The sequence below is a fragment of the Thermococcus thioreducens genome (assembly GCF_002214545.1).
Classification (GTDB): Archaea; Methanobacteriota_B; Thermococci; order Thermococcales; family Thermococcaceae; genus Thermococcus; species Thermococcus thioreducens.
The window spans coordinates 781,393-804,679 of sequence record NZ_CP015105.1 but is presented as its reverse complement, the minus strand read 5'-3'; the positions used below and the strand labels follow the sequence as shown (position 1 = coordinate 804,679).

24 protein-coding genes are annotated in these 23,287 nt (G+C 52.8%); 14 read left to right on the top strand and 10 right to left on the bottom strand.

Annotated features, from left to right (window positions below; all coding sequences use genetic code 11):
- Nucleotides 1-7 precede the first annotated feature (7 nt).
- Nucleotides 8-1,282 (top strand): TIGR00375 family protein, encoded by a 1,275-nt coding sequence (locus A3L14_RS04380; protein WP_055430255.1) that lies wholly within the window; start codon nucleotides 8-10, stop codon nucleotides 1,280-1,282.
- Here A3L14_RS04380 and galT read toward each other — a convergent pair.
- Nucleotides 1,275-2,258, bottom strand: a complete 984-nt coding sequence (galT, locus tag A3L14_RS04375) for a galactose-1-phosphate uridylyltransferase (RefSeq protein ID WP_055430254.1) — start codon at nucleotides 2,256-2,258, stop codon at nucleotides 1,275-1,277. The two genes, A3L14_RS04380 and galT, sit on opposite strands and share 8 nt — an antisense overlap.
- A 61-nt stretch (nucleotides 2,259-2,319) precedes the next feature.
- Between galT and A3L14_RS04370 the strand changes: the two genes are divergently transcribed.
- From A3L14_RS04370 to A3L14_RS04335, 8 genes are all read left to right on the top strand, one after another.
- The gene (locus A3L14_RS04370) at nucleotides 2,320-3,312 is read left to right on the top strand and encodes a thiamine-phosphate kinase (RefSeq protein ID WP_162840166.1); all 993 of its coding nucleotides are present in this window, start codon (nucleotides 2,320-2,322) and stop codon (nucleotides 3,310-3,312) included.
- Nucleotides 3,313-3,353: 41 nt separating this feature from the next.
- On the top strand, nucleotides 3,354-4,235 hold the full coding sequence (locus tag A3L14_RS04365) for a lysylphosphatidylglycerol synthase transmembrane domain-containing protein (RefSeq protein ID WP_055430252.1): 882 nt from the start codon (nucleotides 3,354-3,356) through the stop codon (nucleotides 4,233-4,235).
- A complete protein-coding gene (locus tag A3L14_RS04360) occupies nucleotides 4,211-5,437 on the top strand; it encodes a glycosyltransferase family 4 protein (RefSeq protein WP_074631284.1) in 1,227 nt (408 codons plus the stop codon). The genes A3L14_RS04365 and A3L14_RS04360 overlap by 25 nt, the downstream gene beginning before the upstream one ends.
- Nucleotides 5,434-6,156: a polysaccharide deacetylase family protein gene (locus A3L14_RS04355; RefSeq protein WP_055430251.1), complete on the top strand. Its 723-nt coding sequence runs from the start codon at nucleotides 5,434-5,436 to the stop codon at nucleotides 6,154-6,156. Before A3L14_RS04360 ends, A3L14_RS04355 begins: the two co-directional genes overlap by 4 nt.
- 24 nt (nucleotides 6,157-6,180) lie before the next feature.
- A complete protein-coding gene (amrS, locus tag A3L14_RS04350) occupies nucleotides 6,181-7,227 on the top strand; it encodes an AmmeMemoRadiSam system radical SAM enzyme (protein ID WP_074631286.1) in 1,047 nt (348 codons plus the stop codon).
- Nucleotides 7,228-7,229: 2 nt separating this feature from the next.
- Complete coding sequence (locus A3L14_RS04345) at nucleotides 7,230-8,054, top strand: hypothetical protein (RefSeq protein ID WP_055430250.1); 825 nt, start codon at nucleotides 7,230-7,232, stop codon at nucleotides 8,052-8,054.
- A 200-nt stretch (nucleotides 8,055-8,254) separates the two neighbouring features.
- Complete coding sequence (locus A3L14_RS04340) at nucleotides 8,255-10,078, top strand: S-layer protein (protein WP_055430249.1); 1,824 nt, start codon at nucleotides 8,255-8,257, stop codon at nucleotides 10,076-10,078.
- 45 nt (nucleotides 10,079-10,123) lie between these two features.
- Nucleotides 10,124-10,906 carry a hypothetical protein gene (locus A3L14_RS04335; RefSeq protein WP_055430248.1) on the top strand — a complete coding sequence of 261 codons (783 nt, stop codon included), beginning with the start codon at nucleotides 10,124-10,126 and terminating at the stop codon, nucleotides 10,904-10,906.
- On the opposite strand, the gene A3L14_RS04330 is transcribed toward A3L14_RS04335, so the two are convergent.
- The gene (locus A3L14_RS04330; protein ID WP_055430247.1) at nucleotides 10,896-12,641 is read right to left on the bottom strand and encodes a radical SAM protein; all 1,746 of its coding nucleotides are present in this window, start codon (nucleotides 12,639-12,641) and stop codon (nucleotides 10,896-10,898) included. The genes A3L14_RS04335 and A3L14_RS04330 overlap by 11 nt on opposite strands.
- Nucleotides 12,642-12,716: 75 nt before the next feature.
- On the opposite strand from A3L14_RS04330, the gene A3L14_RS04325 reads away from it, so the two are divergent.
- Nucleotides 12,717-13,271, top strand: coding sequence for a ferritin-like domain-containing protein (locus A3L14_RS04325; RefSeq protein ID WP_232473411.1), 555 nt, complete (start codon nucleotides 12,717-12,719; stop codon nucleotides 13,269-13,271).
- Here the strand turns inward: A3L14_RS04325 and rsmA are convergent, their stop codons facing one another.
- The 5 genes from rsmA to A3L14_RS04300 form a co-directional block, all read right to left on the bottom strand.
- A complete protein-coding gene (gene rsmA / locus A3L14_RS04320; protein ID WP_074631288.1) occupies nucleotides 13,272-14,093 on the bottom strand; it encodes a 16S rRNA (adenine(1518)-N(6)/adenine(1519)-N(6))-dimethyltransferase RsmA in 822 nt (273 codons plus the stop codon).
- Entirely contained in the window at nucleotides 14,090-14,710 is a 621-nt protein-coding gene (locus A3L14_RS04315) for a DUF655 domain-containing protein (RefSeq protein ID WP_055430245.1), read from the bottom strand. Before A3L14_RS04315 ends, rsmA begins: the two co-directional genes overlap by 4 nt.
- 69 nt (nucleotides 14,711-14,779) lie before the next feature.
- Nucleotides 14,780-15,142, bottom strand: a complete 363-nt coding sequence (locus A3L14_RS04310) for an RNA polymerase Rpb4 family protein (protein WP_055430244.1) — start codon at nucleotides 15,140-15,142, stop codon at nucleotides 14,780-14,782.
- A 2-nt stretch (nucleotides 15,143-15,144) separates the two neighbouring features.
- Nucleotides 15,145-15,441, bottom strand: a complete 297-nt coding sequence (locus A3L14_RS04305; RefSeq protein ID WP_055430243.1) for a 50S ribosomal protein L21e — start codon at nucleotides 15,439-15,441, stop codon at nucleotides 15,145-15,147.
- A gap of 135 nt (nucleotides 15,442-15,576) precedes the next feature.
- Entirely contained in the window at nucleotides 15,577-16,737 is a 1,161-nt protein-coding gene (locus A3L14_RS04300; protein WP_055430242.1) for a tRNA pseudouridine(54/55) synthase Pus10, read from the bottom strand.
- Nucleotides 16,738-16,782: 45 nt separating this feature from the next.
- Between A3L14_RS04300 and A3L14_RS04295 the strand changes: the two genes are divergently transcribed.
- The 3 genes from A3L14_RS04295 to gatE all read left to right on the top strand — a co-directional run bounded on the left by A3L14_RS04295 (nucleotide 16,783) and on the right by gatE (nucleotide 20,390).
- The gene (locus tag A3L14_RS04295; RefSeq protein ID WP_074631289.1) at nucleotides 16,783-17,076 is read left to right on the top strand and encodes a transcriptional regulator; all 294 of its coding nucleotides are present in this window, start codon (nucleotides 16,783-16,785) and stop codon (nucleotides 17,074-17,076) included.
- A 105-nt stretch (nucleotides 17,077-17,181) separates the two neighbouring features.
- Nucleotides 17,182-18,501, top strand: coding sequence for a Glu-tRNA(Gln) amidotransferase subunit GatD (gatD, locus tag A3L14_RS04290; protein WP_055430241.1), 1,320 nt, complete (start codon nucleotides 17,182-17,184; stop codon nucleotides 18,499-18,501).
- On the top strand, nucleotides 18,501-20,390 hold the full coding sequence (gene gatE, locus A3L14_RS04285; protein WP_055430240.1) for a Glu-tRNA(Gln) amidotransferase subunit GatE: 1,890 nt from the start codon (nucleotides 18,501-18,503) through the stop codon (nucleotides 20,388-20,390). The genes gatD and gatE overlap by 1 nt, the downstream gene beginning before the upstream one ends.
- A 16-nt stretch (nucleotides 20,391-20,406) precedes the next feature.
- Here gatE and A3L14_RS04280 read toward each other — a convergent pair whose 3' ends face one another.
- Complete coding sequence (locus A3L14_RS04280) at nucleotides 20,407-21,051, bottom strand: hypothetical protein (RefSeq protein WP_143597786.1); 645 nt, start codon at nucleotides 21,049-21,051, stop codon at nucleotides 20,407-20,409.
- Nucleotides 21,052-21,362: 311 nt separating this feature from the next.
- On the opposite strand from A3L14_RS04280, the gene A3L14_RS04275 reads away from it, so the two are divergent.
- Nucleotides 21,363-22,013, top strand: coding sequence for a hypothetical protein (locus A3L14_RS04275; RefSeq protein ID WP_055430238.1), 651 nt, complete (start codon nucleotides 21,363-21,365; stop codon nucleotides 22,011-22,013).
- A gap of 104 nt (nucleotides 22,014-22,117) precedes the next feature.
- Here the strand turns inward: A3L14_RS04275 and A3L14_RS04270 are convergent, their stop codons facing one another.
- Together A3L14_RS04270 and A3L14_RS04265 are read right to left on the bottom strand one after the other, a co-directional pair.
- The gene (locus tag A3L14_RS04270) at nucleotides 22,118-22,789 is read right to left on the bottom strand and encodes a hypothetical protein (RefSeq protein WP_055430237.1); all 672 of its coding nucleotides are present in this window, start codon (nucleotides 22,787-22,789) and stop codon (nucleotides 22,118-22,120) included.
- Nucleotides 22,790-22,801: 12 nt separating this feature from the next.
- A complete protein-coding gene (locus A3L14_RS04265) occupies nucleotides 22,802-23,287 on the bottom strand; it encodes a hypothetical protein (RefSeq protein WP_055430236.1) in 486 nt (161 codons plus the stop codon).

Genomic DNA, 23,287 nt, shown 5'->3' with positions numbered 1-23,287 from the left:
TGATACCATGCAGGTTGATGCCGACCTTCACATACATTCCCGCTACTCGAAGGCGGTCTCAAAATCCATGACGGTTCCAAACCTCGCCGAGAACGCCAGGTTCAAGGGCCTTGGAATAGTCGGAACGGGAGACATACTCAACCCAAAGTGGGAAGAGGAACTGTTGAGATACACCGAAAAGGTTGACGAGGGAACCTACGAGAGGAACGGAGTCCGCTTCATCCTCACAGCGGAAGTTGAGGACAGGAGGAGGGTTCACCACCTTCTCATTTTTCCGAGCATCTCAACCGTCCGGGAGATGAGGGAGGAGCTGAGGGAGCATTCAGGGGATATAGAGGCCGAAGGGAGGCCGAGGATTAACCTTTCCGCGGCGGAGATAGCCGAGGTAGCGAACGAGCTCGGCGTCCTGATAGGGCCGGCACATGCATTCACGCCCTGGACGGCCCTTTACAAAGAGTACAACAGCCTCAAGGAGGCATACCAGGGAGCAAAGGTCCATTTTCTTGAGCTCGGCCTCTCGGCAGACTCTGAGATGGCCGACAGGATAAAGGCCCACCACTCGCTGACATACCTCAGCAACAGCGACGCCCACTCACCAATGCCCCACCGCCTCGGGAGGGAGTTCAACCGCTTCGAGGTCAAAGATGCAACCTTTGAGGAGATACGGAAGGCCATTCTCAAAAGGGGAGGTAGAAAAATCGTCCTCAACGCCGGCCTTGACCCGAGACTGGGCAAGTACCACCTTACCGCCTGCTCCCGCTGTTACGCAAAGTACTCGCCGGAGGATGCGAGGGCGTTCAGGTGGAGGTGTCCGAAGTGCGGCGGCAGGATAAAGAAGGGTGTCCACGACAGGATCCTTGAGCTGGCCGACATTGAGGAGAGGCCAGAAGACAGACCTCCATACCTCCGCCTGGCTCCGCTCGCTGAGATAATCGCAATGGTTATTGGAAAAGGAGTCGAGACAAAGGCCGTAAGGGTTATCTGGGAGCGCTTTTTGGAGGAGTTCGGGAGCGAGATAAGGGTTCTCGTCGATGTCCCGCTTGAGGGTCTGGCCGAAGTCCACGAGGAGGTTGCAAAGGCCATCTGGGCCTACAGAGAGAACAAGCTCATAGTGATTCCCGGTGGCGGAGGAAAATACGGAGAGATAAGACTGCCGGAGGAAATAAAAAGAGCCAGAATAGAAGACCTCGAAGTCCTTGAGGTCGAAGTTCCAGAGGAGGAATACCGGCCGAAGCAGACGAGCCTCATGAAGTTCCTCGAAGGAAGCCGGGAGGTTAAGTGAAGCACCTTCCTCTTGCCCCGATTCTTTTCACTGCCTTCTTACAGGCCTCTTTTAGCTTTTCTGCATTCTCTTCAGGAGCCCCATCGTAAGTGAAGTCCCAGGTTCCCATTTCTATTCCCGCGGCGTACTTGATTCTGCCGTTATCCCTCAGGATTGGGTAGAACTCGACGTGGAGGTGATAGAAATCGTAACTCCCCTTGAACGGCGCCTGGTAGGCCATCATCGTGTAGGGCATGTCCCGTTCCAGGACCGTGTTGAGGGTTCCAACTGCAACTCTGAGCGCGTCGGCCAAATCCGTGAGCTCTTCCTCCGTCAGCTGGGTGAGCCACTGGACGTGTCTTTTCGGGTAGATGTGAACTTCAAAGGGCCAGTTCGCGAAGAATGGCAGGAAGACTGCAAAGCTTTCGTTCTCGTATATCGCCCTCTCGCCTTCCATCTCTTCTCTCAGAATCCTGCAGAAGAGGCACTCGCCGGTGCGTTTGAAGTATCTCCTTGAGTTCTCGACTTTGAGGCGAACCTTGAGGGGTATAAACGGTGTCGCGTAGAGCTGGCCGTGGGGGTGGGTCAGGCTGACGCCAATTTCCTCCCCCTTGTTTCGAAAGATTGCGACGTAGGCAACGTGGGGGTTATTCTTCAGTTCTGCGGTTGTGTTTTTCCATAATTCAACAACCCGGGTTACGGCACCGAGGGAAAGCCTGTCTAGGTCTCTAACCTCGTGCTCAGGCGTTTCGACTATCACACTGCACTGGCCGAGAGCCCGTGCCTTCCTGTAAAACCCATCTCGCTCTGGCCGGGGGGCATCAAAGGACAGCATGGGGAACCTGTTTGGAAGCAGAAGAACCTCCCACCCATAGCCGGTCTCCTCTCCCCCTGGACAAAAAGGGCAGAAGTCTCTCGGCCTCCAGGGGCGTTTCCTCCTCACAGCGGAGACCATGACCCACTGACCGGTCAGGGGATTGTACCTAAGCTCCTTCATACCCACCACAAGACTACATTGGGGCCAATGGCATAAAAGCTTGGCGAAGGCTTTAAATCCCATGACCCAACTGGGAGTGGGGATAAAGGTGGAAAGGGAGATAATCGAGCTCTTTATGAGGCACCTCAAAATCCAGGGAGACCTGCCCCTGGGCGACGACGCGGGAGCCATCAAACTCGGAAACGAGTGGTTTGTAGCGACGAACGATATGCTCGTGAGAAAAACGGACGTGCCGGATATAATGACGCCAGAACAGGTCGGGTTTAAGGCCGTTACCATGAACGTCAGCGATGTCGCCGCCATGGGTGCAAGACCGGTGGGGTTCCTCTTCTCCCTTGGAGTCCCCGGGGACATCGATATGGACTATCTGGAAGGTGTTGCAAGGGGAATTGGAGATGCCCTCGAATTCTACAACCTTCCCGTCCTGAGCGCCGACACTAACGAGGCCGACGATTTGATAATAGACGGGATAGCCCTTGGAAGGACGGGGAGACTGCTCACAAGGAGCGGGGCGAAGCCTGGAGACCTCGTCTGTGTAACCGGCGATATAGGACGGGCTCTGGCGGGGCTCCTCCTCTGGAGGTACGGAGTCGATGTGTCCGGGAGAATACGGAGACCCCTCTATGAGAAGCTCCTTGAACCGAGGGCGCGGGTTGCCGAGGGTATTGAACTGAGCGGCTATGCAAACGCCGCAATAGACATCAGCGATGGACTCTCCAAAGAGCTCCACCTCCTGGCAAGGATGAGCGGTGTAAGGATAGAAGTCGATGCCGAGAGGCTCCCAGTGAGAAAGGAGGCTGTCGAAGCCGCCCGGATGCTCGGAATAAGTGCCGTCGAGATGGCTCTCGCCAGCGGTGAGGAGTTCGAACTCGTCTTCACAATACCCGGGGAGGTGGCAGAGAGCCTTCGGGTAGAGTTCACAGTAATAGGACGCGTCGAAAAAGGAAACGGTGTATACGTTACCATCGGTGGAAAAAGGGAGGAGATGCCCCTCCTTGGATGGGAGCATCTTAACAGGAAAGTGTATGGGACATATAGAGCTTTGTTCCGATAACGTTTTAAAATGTCAAACCGGACTTAAGGTAGGTTGTGACTATGCTTGAGAGTATCGCAACATCGGCACGGCAGTATCTCTCAGTCGTAGGAACCGCTTCCATTAAGTATCTGACTCTGGCGTTCCTCACGTATTATGTGAGCGTCGTTCTCTACGGCATCCGCTGGAAGCTCGTTCTGAAGGGTGTCGGTAGGGACGCCCCTCTTCACGAACTCGTCAAGGCAATCCTCGCCTCGATTTTCATGAACAATGTTACTCCAATGAGCAGGAGCGGCGGGGAACTGCTCAGGATGGCGTGGGTGTCCAAAAAGGCCAACATCCCCGCTGGAATCTCTGCGGTCAGCATAATCTACGAGCGCATACTTGAGACGATCCCGGTGTTTGCACTCTTCCTCACTGGAATGGCATACTTCTCATCGGAAGAGCCGGCCACCCTTCTGATTCTTGGGATGGCGGGAATATCCTTGATCTGGATTAAATGGGACTCCTTCGTCAGTCTCTCACTCCGCCTGTTCAGAACCCCAGTGACCCATGAGGAGATGAAAAAGATAACAGCCCTTAAAAACATGCACAGTCTCAACATTATCGCGATTCTGCTCAGCTCCACAGTCTGGCTCCTTGATGTAGTCAGGCTAAAGCTCATAACACTCGCCTTTGGTCTGAACTTGGCCTGGACCCTCATAGCGGTGGTTTCAATAGCCAATCTCCTGTTCGGTCTGATAGCCTTCACCCCCGGCGGTGTTGGAATAATAGAAGGGGGCCTTGTGGGAACACTCACCTACTTTGGAATCCCTACGGCGCTCGCGGTTTCAATAACCCTCCTAGAGCGCTTTGTATCGTACGTTGCCAGCAGTCTAGTGGGACTAGCGGTGCTCCTGACGTCCGGAGGGGTCGAAATATGGAAGGCCTTAAAATCGCAATAGCAAGTGACTGGTTCTACCCTAAAATCGGGGGAATAGAGTCCCACATTGATGAACTCGCCCGCAATCTCATCCGGATGGGGCATGAGCCCTACGTCCTGACCCATGATTACAGATACATGAAACCATATATCGACAGCTTTCCATATCCAGTACTCAGGTTTCCTGCAACCCTGTATTTCCGCAGTTATCACTCCAGTGTGGGCTTTACACAGTTCTGGAGGGTAAATGAACTCTACAAGGAAATAGGCTTTGATATAACCCACGTCCACAGTATATACTCCCCCTTTGCGATTGCCGTGTCCAAGATATCCCGGGGAATACGGAACGTTCCCGTTGTGGCCACAAACCATTCGTTCTATGGGAACCCGCCCCTTGACTTCCTTATTGGAGCCTTTGTTAGGCACCACCTCAAAAGGATAGACACCTTCATAGCCGTCAGCACTCCAGTGGCCGAGGACACGCGGAACCTGCTCGGAGAAAAGCTCCGGGGACGCCCAGTCGTTGTGGTGCCCAACGGGATAGACACCAGAAAATGGCGTCCTCCAGAACCTGAGGAGAGGGAGAATGCCAGAAAGAGCCTCGGCGTCAGAGACGAAATCGTAGTTCTGTATCTGGGCAGGATGACCGAGAGAAAGCAGGCCCACAGGATACCGCTCATGATAAAAGGGGCCCTAAAGAAGAGCGGTCTCCCCAAGAGAAGTGTAAGGCTTGTCATGATAGGTGACGGTCCTATGCGGCCTCTTCTTGAGAAGAACCTGCGTGAGACCGGTATCGGCGAAATAACCGAACTCTACAGCTTTATCGAGAGAGGGCGGCTTCTGCCCCTTTACTGGGCCGCGGACATGGTGCTGATGCCCGGAATACTTGAAGCCTTTCCGGTAGTTGGGCTGGAGGCCATGTCAACCGAAAGGCCTGTAATCGGGAGAAACGAGAGCGGTCTTTCAGACATGATAATTAACGGGGTTACTGGTCTTTTAGCAGAGAGCGAGGAGGGTATGATGGAGAACCTTGCCACCGCGTTTCTGGACAGAGAGGGGCTTATAGCGATGGGCAGAGAAGCACGCAAACGTGCGGAGAAGGAGTTTTCATGGGATGTTGTTTTGGGCAAGCTCCTCAGGATATACAAACGCACAATCGATATGAGGGACGAGGTTGACAGGAGATACGTCTTCTACAAACTGGTTCGGGGGATCGGTTCATGATAGTCTCAATAACCTTCGATGTGGAGCACGACTGCCCACCGTATCTAACCACTACAAAGGGAATGGAGAAAGGACTTCCAAAGCTCCTCGACCTAATGGCGGAGAAAGGGGTAAAAGCCACGTTCTTCTTCACCGCGGAGATGGCAAGGCGCTTTCCCGGACTGGTCAGGCGTGTCATCGATGAGGGGCATGAGCTGGGAAGTCACAACTACAACCACGAGAGGCTCGACAAGCTCACCAAGAGCGAAGGTGAAAAGGCCATCAAAAAGTCCCTTAAGGTACTGCGTAAGTTCGGTGATGTGGTCTCGTTCCGTGCCCCCAACCTTCAGTTCCCTAATTACTATTATGATATACTGGCAAAAAACGGCATCCTGGTGGACTCGTCAAAGGCCGTCTATAAGGGCTACCGTGAGGGTGTGCGGTTCTTTGGGGAGATCCTTGAGGTCCCCGCTTCAACCACATCCTCAGTCATACGGCTCCCCTGGGGAATTCAGAGGATTATCCACTCCCGCCTGAGAGAGCCCCGGGTCTACTTTGCCCACCCGTGGGAGTTCGTCCCCATGCAGAAGGAGAGGATACGGTGGGACTGCAGGTTCAACACGGGAGATAGAGCACTTGAGCTCCTCGGGAGGCTGATAGACCACTACAGGAGAGAGGGTGCGGAGTTCCTGACAATGAGGGAGTACTACGAAAGGTACCAAAAACTTAAACGGAAGTGAGCCTACTACCCTCTGGTGAGGCCTATGCGAGAGGCCATGTACTGGGAGCCGCTTGAGGGAGGAAGGGTTAGGTGCAGGCTGTGCCCCCTCAACTGCATAATAGACGAGGGCCAGCGCGGCTCCTGCCGAGTGAGAAAAAACATCGGCGGAAAGCTATACACGCTCAACTACGGCAAAGTATCGGCCATAGGAACAGACCCCGTCGAAAAGAAGCCCCTCTTCCACTTCTGGCCGGGTTCCTGTGCCCTGTCCATAAGCTCCGTAGGGTGCAACATGCACTGCAGGCACTGTCAGAACTGGGAGATAAGCCAGGCGGATGAGGACTTCCCGTACCTCCACGCGGCTACACCAGAGGGAATAGTCGCCCTTGCTAAAAAATACGGGTGTGAGAGCATAGCCTACACATACAACGAACCGGTCATCTGGTACGAGTTCGTTCTTGACACAGCCAAGCTGGCCAAGAGGGAGGGGATACACAACCTGCTGATAACTAACGGCTACATAAACGAGGAGCCCCTCAAAAAACTCGCCCCGTACATCGATGCCATGAACATCGATATCAAAGCCTTCAGCGATATGTTTTACATGAAGATAGCAGGCGTCCCGGGTGGTGAACCGAGCAGAAGAACCGCGGAGATAGCCAAAAAGGAGTTTGGAATTCACGTTGAGTTAACGTACCTAATAATCCCAACGTTGAACGATGGGGAGGATGAGATAAGAGCCTTTGCGAGGTGGGTGGTTGGGGAGCTCGGCGACGATACCCCCGTTCACTTCTCTAGGTTCTTCCCCCACTACAGGCTGAGCCATCTGCCCCCAACCCCCGTCGAGACTGTTGAAAGGGCTTATCGCCTCGCTAAAGATGAGGGGCTCAGGTTTGTCTACGTCGGCAACGTCCCTGGCCATGAGGGGGAGAACACCTACTGTCCCGGCTGTGGCAAACCTTTAATAGTCCGCTGGGGATTCAAAATTACCGAGTACCATGTGAAAGGGGGAAGGTGCGAATACTGCGGTGAGCCCATCCCCATAGTGGGTACGTATCAAAAGAAGCGATATAACTGGATGTGGTGGTGAAATTGGCCGAGATTGAGGTTATTTTTTACATTGAAGGCATAGGTAACGACAAGAAAGTTTTAGAAAGGGCTCTGGAGGAGACTGCCAAAAACCTCCAGAATGAAAAGGATGTCAAAATTAAGTACGTAAATCTCGAAGAGGTCATGGAGAGCCCGGAGGAGGAGCTTCTCAAGTATTCTGGGGTCATAGAAGCCCAATTGGAAGGGACGCTTGGAGATATAGTCCGTCTGACCCTCCAGTACTCTCCAGCCGTTGTGGAAGTCCTGAGACCCGGAAAGCTGGAGATCGAGTCAAAAGACCTTATGAAAACACTCGGAGAAATCTCGCTGTTTATGGGGAAGCTCATGAAGCAGTTCGGCGGTCTGGCAGTTTATCCCAAGCTCGACGACATTCCTGAGCCGAGGATAGGCTATTCCAGGGAGGAGATTGAAGAGCTGATCGTTGAAGACAGGAACATTCTCTACCGCTTCGTTGTTGAGGTCTTTGGGGAGAACGAAGAGGGCATAAAGACAACAATGGCCAAGGCACTGTCGATAGAAGGGTGCAGGATAAACAAGCTCCTCGTCCAGGGGCAGATTGAGGGGGAGGAGTTCAAAGGTCTTCTAGCGGCCGAGCTTCTTTCACCGTTTGAAACGCTTGTTCAGCTGACCGCAAAGTACGCCCCCGTTGCCATCTCAATAATAGAGCCCGAGATTATAGATATCACCGCCAACGAGCTCCAGAACACATTAACTGACCTTGGTGGCTTCGTTAACGAGCTGGTTACAAGGCCTGTGAAGAGGCAGCTCATGGAGAAAAAGAATACTGAGTTCAAATTGAACCCCTGATATTATCGGCAAAAGGCGAAAAGCCTATAGGCATTTAATTAAGCTCCCTTTCATTTTTACGGCAATGAGCGAGCTTTTTTTAAGCAGAGAAAGGGTCTGAAAGCGAAAAGTATATATACCCTAACCGGGTAGAAAGTCATTGACAATGCATATTAGACCATCCTAGGGCGTAAGCCCAAAGTTAAGGAGGTGTTGGGAAAATGAAAGTGAAGAAAATCGCGGCCCTTGCAATTGGTGCCGCAATGGTTGGAGCCACCATGGGCTTTGCCAGCGCTCAGCCGACCGTCCCGAACATACCGAAGGACTTCTTCGTTAACGCCGATGGAACCCCGAACGTTAAAATCGTCGTTGGAAGTACCGCTGCTGCTATGGACGTTGCCAGCGCCGCCGACATTGCCGTTGCCCTCGGCAGCCTGCTCTACACCACCGAGCAGGCCGAGGTTCAGAACGGCTACGTCAAGGTTAAGGCCGAGTACCCGCCCGCCACCCTTGCCGAGTGGACCATCTACGCCTACAACTACGACACCATGACCGTTGACCACGGTCTCACGATCAACGGCAGCGAGAACTGGGCCACCAAGTACGAGGAGCTTCCGGGCGACTACTGGTGGAACGGCGCCGCCTACGTTGACACCTACGCCCAGTGGAAGGACTGGTTCACCGTTGACACCACCCTTGCCGACAAGGACAAGATCAACGACGAGCAGCTCATCGACTGGCACATCACCCTCAGCAAGATAGGCCTCAAGTCCAAGGACCCGAGCACCTGGGACGAGACCAGGCCGCCCAAGGACGCCGACCTCGTCGTTACTCCGGGCAACGTCACCGTCTTCGTTGACTACAAGCTCTACAACTACAGCGTGACCACCACCGAGCTCGTCAGGGACGAGTACCCGGAGTGGGGCGTCCCGGCTGAATACCAGAACGTTACCAACTACTACATCGGAGACGCCATGAACGTCGCCGCCGACGGCGGAACCATCGTCAGCACCTACAGCGAGGGCGTCGGTGCCGGTGACACCTTCACGGTCTTCGGCGAGACCTACTACGTCCTCAGCGTTGACAACGGCCAGTTCACCGCCGGTCTCGACAAGGGCACCGCCTGGTACCAGGTCGGCCAGCCGCAGGCCATTGAGGGTACCGACTGGATCGTCACCGTCCTCGACATAAGCATCATCGACCAGAGGGCCCTCGTCGTCGTCAAGAACGCCGTCACCGGCCAGGAGAGCGACCAGATCATCCTCACTAAGGACTCGGCCGTTGACGTCTTCGGCGACGGAAGCGTTATCCTCACCCTCAGGGACACCTTCGTTGGTATCGACGGCCACCTCATCGCCAGCATCGAGGCCCAGGTCGACGTTAAGACCTACCAGAGCGCCGACACCATAACCTACGACGGCAAGACCTGGGAGATGACCATCAGCACCGCCAACGTCAGCGGCACCTGGTACATCACCAACATAACCCTCACCAACAAGGACACCCTTGAGGGCAACCCGGTCGACATCTTCGGCACCTACGACCTCTGGTACCACTTCCAGCTCAAGACCCTCAACGAGAAGGACGTTGGATACGACATCGACGGCAACGGCACCATCGACGACGTTGACCGCGTCGTTGCCTACGCGCACATCTGGCTCAAGGAGAAGCAGGGCACCGTCGTCGAGAAGGAGCTCGCCGCTGGCGACCAGGTCCTCGACACCGACTACTACGTTGAGGGCATCTACGGCGACGTCACTATGATCAAGCCGGTCGCCCAGCCGATAACCCTCATGGACTACGAGGTCAACATGGACGACCCGGGAAGCAACCTCATCCTCATCGGTGGTCCTGTTGCCAACAGTGTCACAAAGTACCTCGTTGACCAGGGCATAAGCCAGGTCGACTGGTACAACAGCCCAGGCGACATCGAGTACATACAGGGCGCCCTTGGCGGCTACGACGTCGTCATCGTCGCTGGTGCCACCAGGGACGAGACCAAGGCGGCCGCTGAGGCCCTTATGGAGTACCTCGCTGGCCTCTGAGGCCCTTCCCTTCTATTTTAATTCCCTTTTCTGGGGGTTTTAGCATTGGTTCAAAAGAGACTCATAGCGGTTCTTATAGTCCTTATAGTGGTCGTGGCTCCAATCAGCTACGTGCTTTACTCGTACCACAGCTTCAGCGGAGTGATCAACCCAAGAGCACCGAAAGCCTCAACCCATTACGTAATGATATACACGTCCTCAGGTCAGTTCTATGCCCTGACTGCGGAGCAGTACCAGAAGCTGATTGAGGAGGGCACGAAACCCCCGGCAGGCTCAAAGCTTTTCAACATCACAGTGGACAGCTACATCACGGGTAGCCCCGAGGTCGACCTCAACCTGACAGTCAGGAGCTTCTACAAATACTTTACGATCGTGATGGGAGACCCCTCTGTAACCAACTGCAAGGACTCCCCCCAGCTGTACGTGGGAGACTGCAAGTACAGAACCCTCGCCGTTTCGGAGATATCCGGTGTTGTTTCGAACATATTTACAACGAACTACTACCTCAAAGGACTCCAGCTGGGATACGACAACGCCACTGCCAAACAGTATGCCTTTAACCAGACGTGGCTCAGGTACAGAAAAGTCTACCTGAACTTCTGGATCAAGGTGGACATCGGTCGCGGCAAAATAGGGAACGAGAACCACCTCGCCGTTATCCTTATCGGCCCTGCAGAAGGTGCCAAGGAAAACAGGATATTTGCCCCCCGCAGGGGCGTGCTCGTGATAGAGGGAACCACAGACGAGGCACTGAGGGCAGAGGTCATCCTTATCGAGAACATCATCAGGTTCTCATGGCCTCAGAACGGCACGGCCACTACAGGCTGATTATCTCCTCCAGCATCTCCCTTTTCTCCCTCCCCACAACCTCAAAAAACTCATCTTTGCTCTTAAACGGCCTCCTAGAGAGTATCCCCACGATGTTTCTTTTCCCTATACTTGGGAGATACTGGAGAACCTTTGAGGATTCAGTGTTCACATTCACTGGCACGGGGATTCCGGTTATGCTCCTGAACCCGTGGTCAACTATTAGAACGTCGTAAAATCTGTCCAGTTCAACCTTCTTGGGAATGCCCACTATCAGGGGATAGCTTCCTATCTGTCTTCCATAGGTGAGCCCGTTCTCAAACACTTCGGCACGGACATCCCGAAGCACTGTTCCAACGGGGACGACGCGCTTCAGCATTGGAAGGTCTATCTCATGCCGTATTTTATACTTGTAGTGCTGGATGAGCTTTTTGTGCTTTTCAGTCTTGAGCTTACCCTTTAGATGCCACAGGGGAGTTCCTGGAAAGACCACAACCTGTCTGATGTTTATTCTCCTTACCATCAGCCCATCGTCCAGTATGCGCTTCAGGAACTGGAACGTCAGCTCGTAGCTCCTCTTGGTCTCCCCAGGCAGACCAAAGAGGATGTTTATTCCGGGAAGAAGCCACGGCATCCCGTTTGGCCCTCTTCTTCCGCCGACCTCGTTGAGAATCCTAACGGCCTCGTAGGTTTCTTCAGCGGTCGCGTTTAGGTTGTTCAGCCTGGCCACTCTTGGGTCGGCACTTTCGAGACCGAAGGCAACCACATTACCTGGAGTCCCGTATTTTATCAGGGCCTTTGCTATCCTAATGGCTTCCTCCGGGTAGTTGGCTATAACCGCCGGATTGGCGTTGTCAACATGGAGGGTCTTGACGCGGGGTGCGGCGGAACGGATTCCGGCAAAGAGTTTCTCAATTGCCTCGGGATTTGGAATCGGAACACGGCCGTTCGGCTCCGCCATGTATGAGAATATGCAGCTCTGCCGTCCAACACGGAAGTGCTTAACGCCCAGTCTGTAAAGGACTTCGACCTCCTCCACTATATCTTCTATTGGCCTGTCCTCGATCGAGCTGTACCTCACCGGTTCGGTGCAGAATGAACATCCGCCAATTCCAGCCGCCTTTGGACACCCGCGCTGGGTCTCAATCTCAACTATGACGAAATTGGGATAATCCGGAAACTGTCTAACGACTTCGGCACCGAGGAGGGCGTAATCCCGCAGTTCCTCATAAGTCCTAAAACGGAAGGGGTCTGCATCATTTGGATTCTTGATGAAGTCGTGGAGAAACGCCTCCAAATCCCCGTAGACAACGTGGTCAAAAACCGCACTGGCCAGCATCAGCTCACGGGAACCGATCTTTGTGCCGCCGCCGTGCGCGGAGCCCATGAAAGCGGGGCCACCGAGTATTTTAATCCCCGTGAAAGGTTTAAGAAACCTCGCAACCTCCTCCACCTGCGACGGCACGGCGGAGAGATATTTACCTGGAGTGTGGAGCCCACCTATGTAAACGAGGACGTCGGCCTTTTCTAGTATTCTCCTCGTCTCCGGGAAGTTTGGAGTTTTATTCTTGGTGGCTACCCCCCCCTCCCCCTCGAACGTTGCCCTGAGGTCATCTATGGTCAGGTAAAACACTTCGGCGTCATGTCTGGCCTTCTTGATGGCGCCGTAAGCATAGCGGGGGTATATACCCAGATACGGGGGGACACCCAGCCCAGCGGGCTCATCAGTATAGCCATCGATAATAGCTATTATCATGGTCTGGACTTCTCGGATTATCTTAAAAAACAATCGCTGGCGAAAGGTATAAACGCCCTAGTGCCCCAAGTATTTATGGGGAACTGTATGGGGAAAGTTCGATACAGGACCGAAGGGGAAAAGGCCAGGTTTAAAAAAATACTGGAAGCAATTTCCAAACTCAACCACATGGAACTTCTTTCATATTGGATGGAGCAGGAGGTCAAAGAGGCTGAAATGTACTACAAACTATACCAGCTAAGCAAAGAGGTAAACTGGGATGAACGTGTTTCAAAACTTTTTTACCAGCTTTACAAGGAAAGCCTTGGACATGCAGAAACGCTACTCAGGATGTTTCATGAGATGTTCCCTGGCAAGAAGCCCCCAAAAATTAGCCTCCCTGCCTTGGAAGTGGAGCTCTCCGAAGAACAGCTGAGGGATATGGCATATCGGGGAGACGTAAAAGACATCCTGGAATACCTTATGGGGACCGAACGCCTCGCCCACGATGTGTATAGATACCTCTCGGATAAAGCCGTGGATGAAGATTCCAAAGCAACACTCATATGGCTGGCCAATATAGAAAACGGACACTATCAGAAACTACGCCGTTTATACGCCACTCTGTTCGGAGAGGAAGCATCGGGGTGACTACTTAAGGAGCCCCTCTGCCCTCAAAAACTCCTCGATGTCCCTAACCTCCTCGGGGGACAGCTGAAAGACGCGCTTCCCAGCATGGGGCATCCCCGAAAACGCACCCTTAACCTTTTTGAATTCCTCCCTGCTCAGACCCAGCATGTGATGGGACTTTTTTAGAGCCGCCAGAGCCGTACTTCTGCGGTGCTGGAAAAGTGCCCTTACCAGGTTTTCGTGGAGTTCTATTCTCTCATCCGGAGGCTTGGGTTCTAGTATCACAACTGCAGAGTCCACCTTCGGTCTGGGCCAGAATGCGCCTCTACCGATCTTCTCCACAAGCTCAGCGTGGGCCTTTGCCTGAATCATAAGGGACAGGCGGGAGTAATTTCTATCCCCTGGCTTTGCCACCATTCTCTGGGCGAACTCCAGCTGGTATATGAGAACTGCCCGTTCAAATTCATACCTCAAAAAGCGGAACGTTATGGGGGACGAAATCTGGTACGGGAGGTTTGAAACTATCTTGTTAAACTCGGGGAACTCGACCTTCAATGCATCGCCCTCTATTATCTCGACGTTCGGCCAGTCATACTCTTTCCTTAGTATCTCAACGAGGCGGTGGTCTTTTTCAATGGCGTAAACTTTTTCGGCGTGTCTGCTCAGAGCCTCGGTGAGAACTCCGAGGCCCGGGCCAATTTCGAGAACGCGGTCTTTTTCGTCCAGTTCTGCCCTTTCAACGTTCCTTTCAATTATATCCTGAACTACCAGAAAGTTCTGACCGAGGTCTGAGCTGGCCTTCAGATTGTACTTGGAAATAAGGGAAAAAAGGCGCTCCCTCATACGCGGAATATCCTCCTTGAACCGACGAAGAGTCTGTATCTGTCCTTACCTTCGAGTTCATCGACGACTCTCTTTGCTATCATTTTCGCCGGATCCGGGAGCCCCTTGACACGGTGACGGAGGTCTTCAAAGTTCTTAAACGGCTCCTTCTTGCGCTCGTCGAGTATTTCCCACATGTGCTTTTTCCCTATGCCTGGAAGCAGTTCCAGACTGTGAAGCCTGTTGGTTATGGGGGGAGCAACATTGAAGAACTGAATAAAGCGCTCCTCATTATTCTTGACTATCTCCTCAACAACGTACGGGAGTTCGGCCTTAGCGGTGGCAGTGAGGTCATCGTAGTGAATCTTTTTGTTTATCATAAGAATCTTATCCCTCTGCCCCTTACCGATGAAAACCCTCTCATAGAGCATGAGATCCTCCTTGGGAGCAACTTCAAGGAGTGTGAAGGCCTTTTCACCTATAACCTGCGCCACGGGCTTCCCGCTCCTCCTTCCGGTGCTTAAATCAGTGTAGCCCTCCGGCAGATAGTCCAGCACGTAGGCGTACTCCTCATACTCAACATTCCGCCTCTTCTTTTCGAGGCTTTCCCTGTAAGAATGTCTCCGGTACCTATCCATAGTCTCTCCCCCAGAAATTATATCCCCAAGGAGTTTTTATACTTTGTCTAGGAAAAGGAAAAGAAGAGGTCACTTCCTGTAGTCGTCGAGGAGCCTTATTATCTCCCCGGCTTCCTCTTTGGTGGGCATGTAGTCCTCCTTGCTGAAGATCACCCGTATGTCAAAGTAGTCCTCGGGCATCAGGTCGACGAGCTTCGCGGCGAGCCTCTCGTCCATCCATTCGAAGAGCTCCATGAGCTTTTCCTTCAGCTCAACCGCCTGCTCGGGTTTAAGCTTGGCAAAGCGCTCGGCATGCTCAAGGCTGACCCTGGCCTCGTAAAACATCGGCTCCTCAGGGTTCTCTTCCATACCCTCTGCCTTGCGCCTTTCGAGGAGCTCCTTGGTTTCGGCTACCGTAAGGTACCGCTCCTCCAGTTTTTTTCTCCCGATCATGATCATCCCTTCTGGGCCCTGAGGTGGACCGGGTGGATGAAGAAGGTCTTAACCTTTCCGCCGTCCTTAATCTGGACGATGTAGGCATCGCCGCGCTTACCAACTACAGTCCCGGTTCTTCCGTGGAACCTCGGATCGGGCATTCCCCTGTGGTAGCTCGGCTCGATGACTATGTGGACCTTCTGCCCGGTCTCAAACTCCTGAAGGAACCTGGTGAGAGGCGGAAGCCCCCTCCTCCTGGGGCTCTTGCTGAGCTTCCCGCGGGTCTTCCTCCTAAAGCTGTGGGCCTTTTTGACCATTCCTACCACCTCACGGATTTTTATCCATCGCGCAACGGACGCAAAGACGTATCCAGCTTTTCGAACCTTTTCAGCATATCAACTAAGCCTGTTATGGCTTCGCTATCCAATCGGCGAGAACCGTTTATAAAGTTTTCAGTCATCAAGAATGTTCAACACGTCCAGTCTTTCACACCACGCCGACTTTCCGAGGAGGTCACTCACAGAGGGCTTTGTTCTGCCCTTATCCCCGGATATAAGCTCCTTGATGTAGAGGCCCCCGTCAGTGACGAGCCGGAGCTCAAAGTGGTTCTCATCCAGCCACCTTGCCTCAGCCTCGTGAACCCTCTTGACTCTGACCCTGTCCGCTCTAGCCTTTCTCACGCGCCAGGGAGTCCGCTGATGAACTTCAAGGCCTCCGAGCTCCCGGGCAATACGTTCAGCTTCCTCGGGTGTTACCCCCTCGTCAACACGGACGAGGGCAAGGTATTCCTTGCGGTGATTCCGGGTGAGAACTTCCCCAGCATCTTTTGGTGAAACGAAGCGCAGGTTCAGAACCTCCACCTTTCCGCTCGCGTTTATTTCCTTCGCTATCGAGTCAAGATCGAGTCTCCTCCGTTTGGGACGCTTGATTTCAACTATGAACGGCCTCCCGTTTCCGAGCATCCGAACGTCAACGTCTTCCCTTCCCGCCCCCTTGAAGACGCACTTTCCGCCGGATACCCTTGAAAACGCACGGCAGATTATTGATGCGACGCTGTCTTCGAAGTCAGGCAACGGTGTCTGCGGAATGCCACGCAGGAGCTTCCGGTAGCGGCCGTAAATGTAGAGGGGGTTTATTTGGAGTTCGACTTTCCTGGAGTAGGGCTCAACTATGAAAACGAGGTCCGGGTTCTTGGCAGTGTCCTTTCCGGTGGCCAAACCAAAGGCCTTCCCAAGCTCGCGGTTGAACTCGCGGTTTATGGGCTCAGCAGTCTCCACCCCAAACTCCCTCCAGATGGCCTCTTCCCTCTTGCGTACTTCTCCTGGAAAGCGGGAACCGACGAGGAACGTCTCGAACTCGATGCCTTCAGCCTCCTTTTTCATATCCTCCACAAGCTCAGGGATTTTGTCAAAAATGTTGCCGCACAGCTCGCACGTTTCGGGCTCTTCAATCGGCGGCAGCCCTTTAGCTGAGCGCTCCATGTTGAGAACAAATCTTATCGCCATTCCACGCTCATCGTTCGTTCCTCTTCCGAGTCTTGCGAAGAGCCTGCCCAGACAATGGTTGCAGAGCCTGTGGGACTTAAGAACCACTTCGGCATTCTCGATTATCATGCTCCCACCCTAAGCTTTATATCCCACCGCTCAAAGCTTCTCGCGATGATGACTCGTAGACAGCGCATAATAAATCTTTTGGAGGGGAGGGACTACTCGCCAGGGGAGCTTGCATTGGCCCTCGAACTGAGGGGAAGGGGAGCGAAGAAGGTCATCATCGAGGATCTGAAGGCAATTCAGAGAACTCTAAAGCGTGAGGGGAAAGTGCTCCTCATAAAGCCCGCCGAGTGCAGGAAGTGCGGCTTCGTTTTCAGACCCGAAATCCACGTTCCCTCCCGCTGTCCGAGGTGCAAGTCGGAGTGGATAGAGGAGCCGAGGTTTAAGATCGAGGCCAGATAGTTGTCATTCCGGCAAGATTCACTGGGAAATTCGGCCGATTTTTGTCACCTGTCCAGCCCGAAGGTTTATATTGGATTGAACGCACTATCCCCCGGAGGGAGAGCTATGCGCAAAGTTGAGAGGTTTATGAAGGATAAGAATCTAGAGGTCGGAGATTACGTCCGGATAATCGAAAAGGAGAACGGAAACACGAGCGTCTATGAGGGCATCGTCATGAACCCCTACGAGCTCTCCAGCGGCGAGACCCTCACGCTGAAGCTCGACAACGGATACAACATCGGAATACTGGTTGACCAGATAGTTTCAGTTGAAATCATAGAGAAGGCCGCCCCCCGGGAAGAGCTGAAGTTCGAGGAGGTCTTCCCCAAGAAACCGGGACTTCCAAGCGTTGCGATAATAGGAACCGGCGGAACCATAGCGAGCAGGATTGACTACAAAACGGGCGCCGTTCATGCGGCCTTCACCGCGGAAGAACTCGCCAAGGCCGTTCCCGAGATATTCGAGATAGCGAATATAACGCCGAAGCTCCTCTTCAACATAATGAGCGAGGACATGCGCCCGGAGTACTGGATTAAAATAGCCCACGAAGTAGCCGAAATGCTGAACAACGGTGAAGACGGTGTGGTCATCGCCCACGGAACGGACACGATGGCCTACACCGCCTCGGCGCTCAGCTTCATGCTCCGCGACCTGGGCAAGCCGGTTATTCTAGTCGGTTCCCAGAGGAGCTCCGACAGGCCGAGCAGCGATGCGGCAATGAACCTTATATGCTCAGTGAGGATGGCGACTGCAGACCTCGGAGAGGTTGCCATCGTCATGCACGGCGAGACCGGCGATACCTACTGCCTGGCCCACCGCGGAACCAAGGCAAGGAAGATGCACACCAGCAGGCGCGATGCCTTCAGGAGTATAAACGATATCCCTCTCGCGAGGATATGGCCTGAAGGTAAAATCGAGTTCCTCAGGAGCGACTACAGAAGGAGAACCGAGAGCGAGGTATGGGTGGACGACGAAATGGAGGAGCGCGTAGCCCTCGTCAAAGCGTTCCCGGGAATCCAGCCTGAGGTCATAGACTTCTTTGTTGATAAGGGATACAAGGGAATCGTCATCGAGGGCACCGGACTGGGCCACGTCCCGACTTACCTCATAGACTCCATAAAACGCGCCACTGAGGAAGGCCTCAGCGTCTGCATGACCAGCCAGTGCCTCTACGGCAGGGTGAACCTCAACGTCTACTCTACCGGCAGAAGGCTTCTCAAGGCGGGCGTCATACCGTGCGAGGACATGCTCCCCGAGACTGCCTATGTTAAACTCATGTGGGTCCTCGGCCACACTGATGACCCAAAGGAAGTGCGCGAAATGATGCTGACCAACTATGCCGGCGAGATAACACCCTACACGAGGTTTGACACTTTCCTGAGGTGATGACGATGGCGTACGATTACGAAAAGCTCGGTCTCAAGGTTGGCCTTGAAATCCACAGGCAGCTGGACACCAAAAAGCTGTTCTCACCCGTCCCAAGTGAGTTCAGCGACGAGGTTGACTTCACCTTCCAGCGCAGGCTCAGACCAACTATAAGCGAGCTCGGTGAAGTTGATCCTGCCGCGCTTGAAGAGTTTAAGAAGGGCAGGACATATGTTTATGAAGGAAACTACGGGCTTACCGACCTCGTTTACATGGACGAAGAGCCTCCCCACATGCCGGACGAGGAGGCACTTAAGGTTTCCCTCCAGATAAGCTATCTCCTCAACGCCACCCCGGTTGACGAGGTTCACTTCATGCGCAAGATAGTCATAGACGGCTCAAACGTTTCCGGCTTCCAGAGAACCGCGATAATAGCCATGAACGGAAGGGTTGATACGCCATGGGGAAGCGTCGGCATTCCGACGATCTGCCTGGAGGAGGACGCATGCAGAATCGTCGAGAGGCGGGATAAGGAGGTAATATACCGCCTCGACCGCCTCGGCATTCCGCTCGTTGAGATAGCAACAACGCCGGATATACACCACCCCGAGCAGGCGAAGGTAGTGGCCAAGTACATAGGAGACGCACTGAGGGCAACGAGAAAGGTCAAGCGCGGCCTTGGAACCATCAGGCAGGATCTGAACGTCTCCATCAGGGGAGGGGCAAGGGTCGAAATCAAAGGTGTGCAGGAGCTGGACATGATCCCAGTTATCATCGAGCGCGAGATTGAGAGGCAGCTCAACCTGCTCGCGATAAGGGACGAGCTGAAGAAGCGTGGAGTCAAGCCCGAGGACATAAGGGAAGAGTTCCACGACGTCACGGATATATTCAAAAACACCGGCTCGAAGATAATAGCGAGGACGATAAAGAGGGGCGGAAAGGTTCTGGCAATAAAGCTCCCCAAGTTCCGCGGGCTTATAGGCAGGGAGATACAGCCCGGAAGGAGACTCGGCACCGAGATGGCCGACAGGGCCAAGAAGTACGTGAAGGGCATATTCCACATCGACGAATTACCGAACTATGGAATTAGGGAGGAAGAGGTCAAGGCTGTCGTTGAGAGGCTTGGCCTTGGTGAACTTGACGCCTTTGTCCTCGTTGCCGCGGAGGAGGAAACCGCAAAGAGCGCCCTCCGCGAGGTTCTCCAGCGCGCGAGAGAGGCCATAGAAGGCGTGCCAGAGGAGACGAGAAGGGCTCTGCCGGACGGAAACACCCAGTACATGCGCCCCCTGCCGGGGAAAGCCAGGATGTACCCTGAAACAGATATACCCCCGATACTGATAACGGACGAGATGAAAAGTGAGATACTTGCAAATCTGCCCGAGCTCCCACAGGAGAAGGTTGAACGCTACATGAAGGAGTACAGAATAGACAGAAGCCTTGCTGAGACCCTCGTGAACGACGAGCGCGACGAGCTCTTCGAGGAGTTAATTGGGAAGGGCGTCAAGCCGTCCTTAGCTGCCTCAATACTCGTGGTGGTTCTCAAGGGACTCAAAAAGGAAGTGCCGGTGGAGAACATCACCGACGAGCACATAAGGGAAGCATTTGAACTGTACCTCAACGGAAAGATCGCCAAGGAGGCCTTCGAGGACATATTCAAGGAGCTGGCGAAGAGCCCCGAGAAGACCGCAAAGCAGGTCGCTGAAGAGAAGGGTCTGACGCTCCTCAGCGAGGAAGAGGTCGAGAGAATAATCGACGAGGTCATTCAGGCGAACATCGAGGTCATCAAGGCCAAGGGAATGGGTGCTATGGGCATGATCATGGGCAGGGCGATGGCGAAGCTCCGCGGAAGGGCGGACGGAAAGCTCGTCAGCTCGCTCGTGAGGAAAAAGATTCAGGAGGCCGCGCCCTGAGGCCCCTCTTTTTTCATTAAACCCCCAGGAACTTGCGGACTTTGAATTTCAGATAGCCAAAAAACGCACTGTTGAGGTATGAGTCCGTCGAATGGGTGTAGAGCGTTCTTGCTATCCTGTGGTCTTTAAAGTGGAGAAAGGCCAGCTCCCTGAAATCCTTCTTATCAAACAGCAGAATCGTGTTGGCGAGCACCCGGGCCCCAAAAGCGTCCAGCGGGTCATAACGTACCCTGGCGAGCTTTCGGGGAGTTCCTATCCTAATCCGACGGTAGTTCCTGGCGATTATCTCGTCGATGAGCGTAAAGGTCCCTTTCCTGAACCCCGCGGGATGGTCTTTGATCTCGATCTTTGTGGGCTGCACCACCTTATCGAGCACGTAATACTCCGGGAACAGCTTTTCGCGAATCTTGATCAGATCAAGAAGGTTGAAGAGTGCGGCAAGATACGTCTCAATAACAGTTTCAGGTGTTATATCCATGTAGTAGAGGTCGTCCAGGAGGGCTCCTTTTCCCTCCGGGCACTCCATTCGCAGAAGCTTTGTCCCATGGGAATCAACGATATAAATGCCACTATCGACGAGAAAGCTCTTGTACGCAGGGGACTGAATAACCACGTCATCAAACAGCAGCTCGAACAGCTTGGAAGTTGATGTTACGAACATCGATTTGCAGGCGTGCCCATCTATTTCAACCTGGATCATTGGAAACTACCATATACGTATCCGGCAACTTCCTAAATTAACTTTTCTCCGAACTTACATTAGAGAGATTGTGAAAATGGCAACAAAAGCCGGCGAAATCAGGCTAAAAATCCAGAGGGTGTTACAGTACAGGATAGTATGAAATATGATAATACCACTTTCGGCCAAGAAATGCAGCAAAATGAAAGAAATTTCCCACCAATAATAACACCAGACTACCAGTAGCCTTTATGGGGAGTGAAAGTTTTAAACTCTAAGGGGTATTTTTACCGATGGCTTTAAGGAAGCGTATCAAAAGAACGCTTCATTTAATGAGCGAAGGAAAGATCCTCAAGTATGCCAGCGTTAGGTGTGGTATTCTTTCAGAATGCATAAAACCCGTGGAGGAATACCTAGACTCCAAGAAGATACACTACACCAGGCTGATCGACCCAGACCTGTATCTGCTGGAGACTGTGGGGGCTTCCATGTATGAGAGTGGAAGTTTTCTTGGAGTAGTAGAGGTAAAAACCGACCTAAGCCGTACATTTTATCTGCTCGAATCAGACGTCCCGATGGATCTTGGGGGTATTCCCGGGCTGGAGTTCACCCTGGCCTTTAGGGTGCGGAAAAAAGAAGGACTGTATGAACTCTTCAGAATCATCGGGGAGGGAAAAATCGGCGGCATAAGGCACAAACACCGTTCAACACTGAACTTTTTGATAAGCCTCTTAGGGGGCGTTGTTTTCTCCTCTGTGATGGAGCTCGGAAGTTACTTGATGGGATTCCTCTCCACAATAAGTTTCGCCCTCATTGTTTATCTGATACTTGACTATCCGTTTTCGCTGCTCTATTTCAAGGGAGTGGAGGTTGTTTCCACCCAGAGCCACGAGGAAAAAGTCCTGATAGTCAAAATAAAAAGGCCGAATGATAGAGGCATTTAGGGCATATCAGATAAACCGCGCACCTCCAAGATCCGTATCCTGCCAATAGATGACTGAACTCGCATGCCCTGCAGAGAAATTCCGAGGAAAATGAAATAAAAACATCAGCTACCGGCTACTGACCGTATCATAACATTCACTGTCGAGTTCCTGGATAAAATCAGCTTAATATCAACAGACTCCAAGTTTCCTCCAGAGAACTGCTCCCTGAATGTAATCATATGTCCAGCATACGTTCCCTCGTACGTTCTTCCACTGATGTCAAGCCAGGAAGTTTTCTCGGAAAGCTGGGACTTTTCCAGCATCCCCCTAAGCCTTGCCTGATAACCTGACCGGATAAAGGAAACCAGCTCATCCAACCGTATCATCGTTTTATTCTGCCACTCCATGGAAGTTATGTCATAGCGGGTTCCATTAACGATGGCATAACCGGCCACAGAGCCTCCCTGCAAGACCACATGTATCTCAAATCCCCATACGGTTCGTCCGTTGGTCTTATATTGAACCCTGTCATGGTACACGTACACATCCCCTACTTTCCTGAGTGACCTTGTATAGTTTGTGAGAAGATCCTCAAACGAATTTCCGTTAACTGAAACCTGCCCCTGAGCAGCATATAGCACGCCGCTCTCATATATCTCGTAGTCGCCTGCCGTCATGAGAGCAATGGCATCCGAAGGCGTGACTGATGGGGGCTTTATTGCGGTGGTATAAACTATACCTCCAAACAATAACAAACCAATCCCAAACAAAAGTGCTATTATTCTACGCTTCATTTTGTCACCACCTCATGGATAGGAATTATAGTGCCATCCAATTTGCAATGAAAACCTTACTCCCTTGTTAGTATAAGGGATATCGCGTACAAAATCTGCAGAGTGAAAAGCTATTCTATAGTCGAATCCAATGGAATCCTTCGCAATAATTGCCGTGGCACTGTAGGTGTACAGGTATAATCCAATTCTAATGGTACCTTCTGGTCCGTCTCCATCAACAGTTACTATCCCGGGGGAATCGGGCATAATAAAAGCCATCCATCTCCATTTGTAGGCCCCATACATTTCTTCATGACTTGCAAACAGGGTAGGACAGTATGTCAATGGGTCTGGCACATCAGTGCTTCTGCACATTAACACATCCCCGCCAGCTCCCACAAAACCTCCCCAGAACACGTAGTTAAACTGTCCTGAGCCCCCACAGTAGTCCCAAGAACTTCCAAGTGGTGCCCATAACAAAGCTATTAAAAAGGTCACAACCACAATCCACTTCCGCAT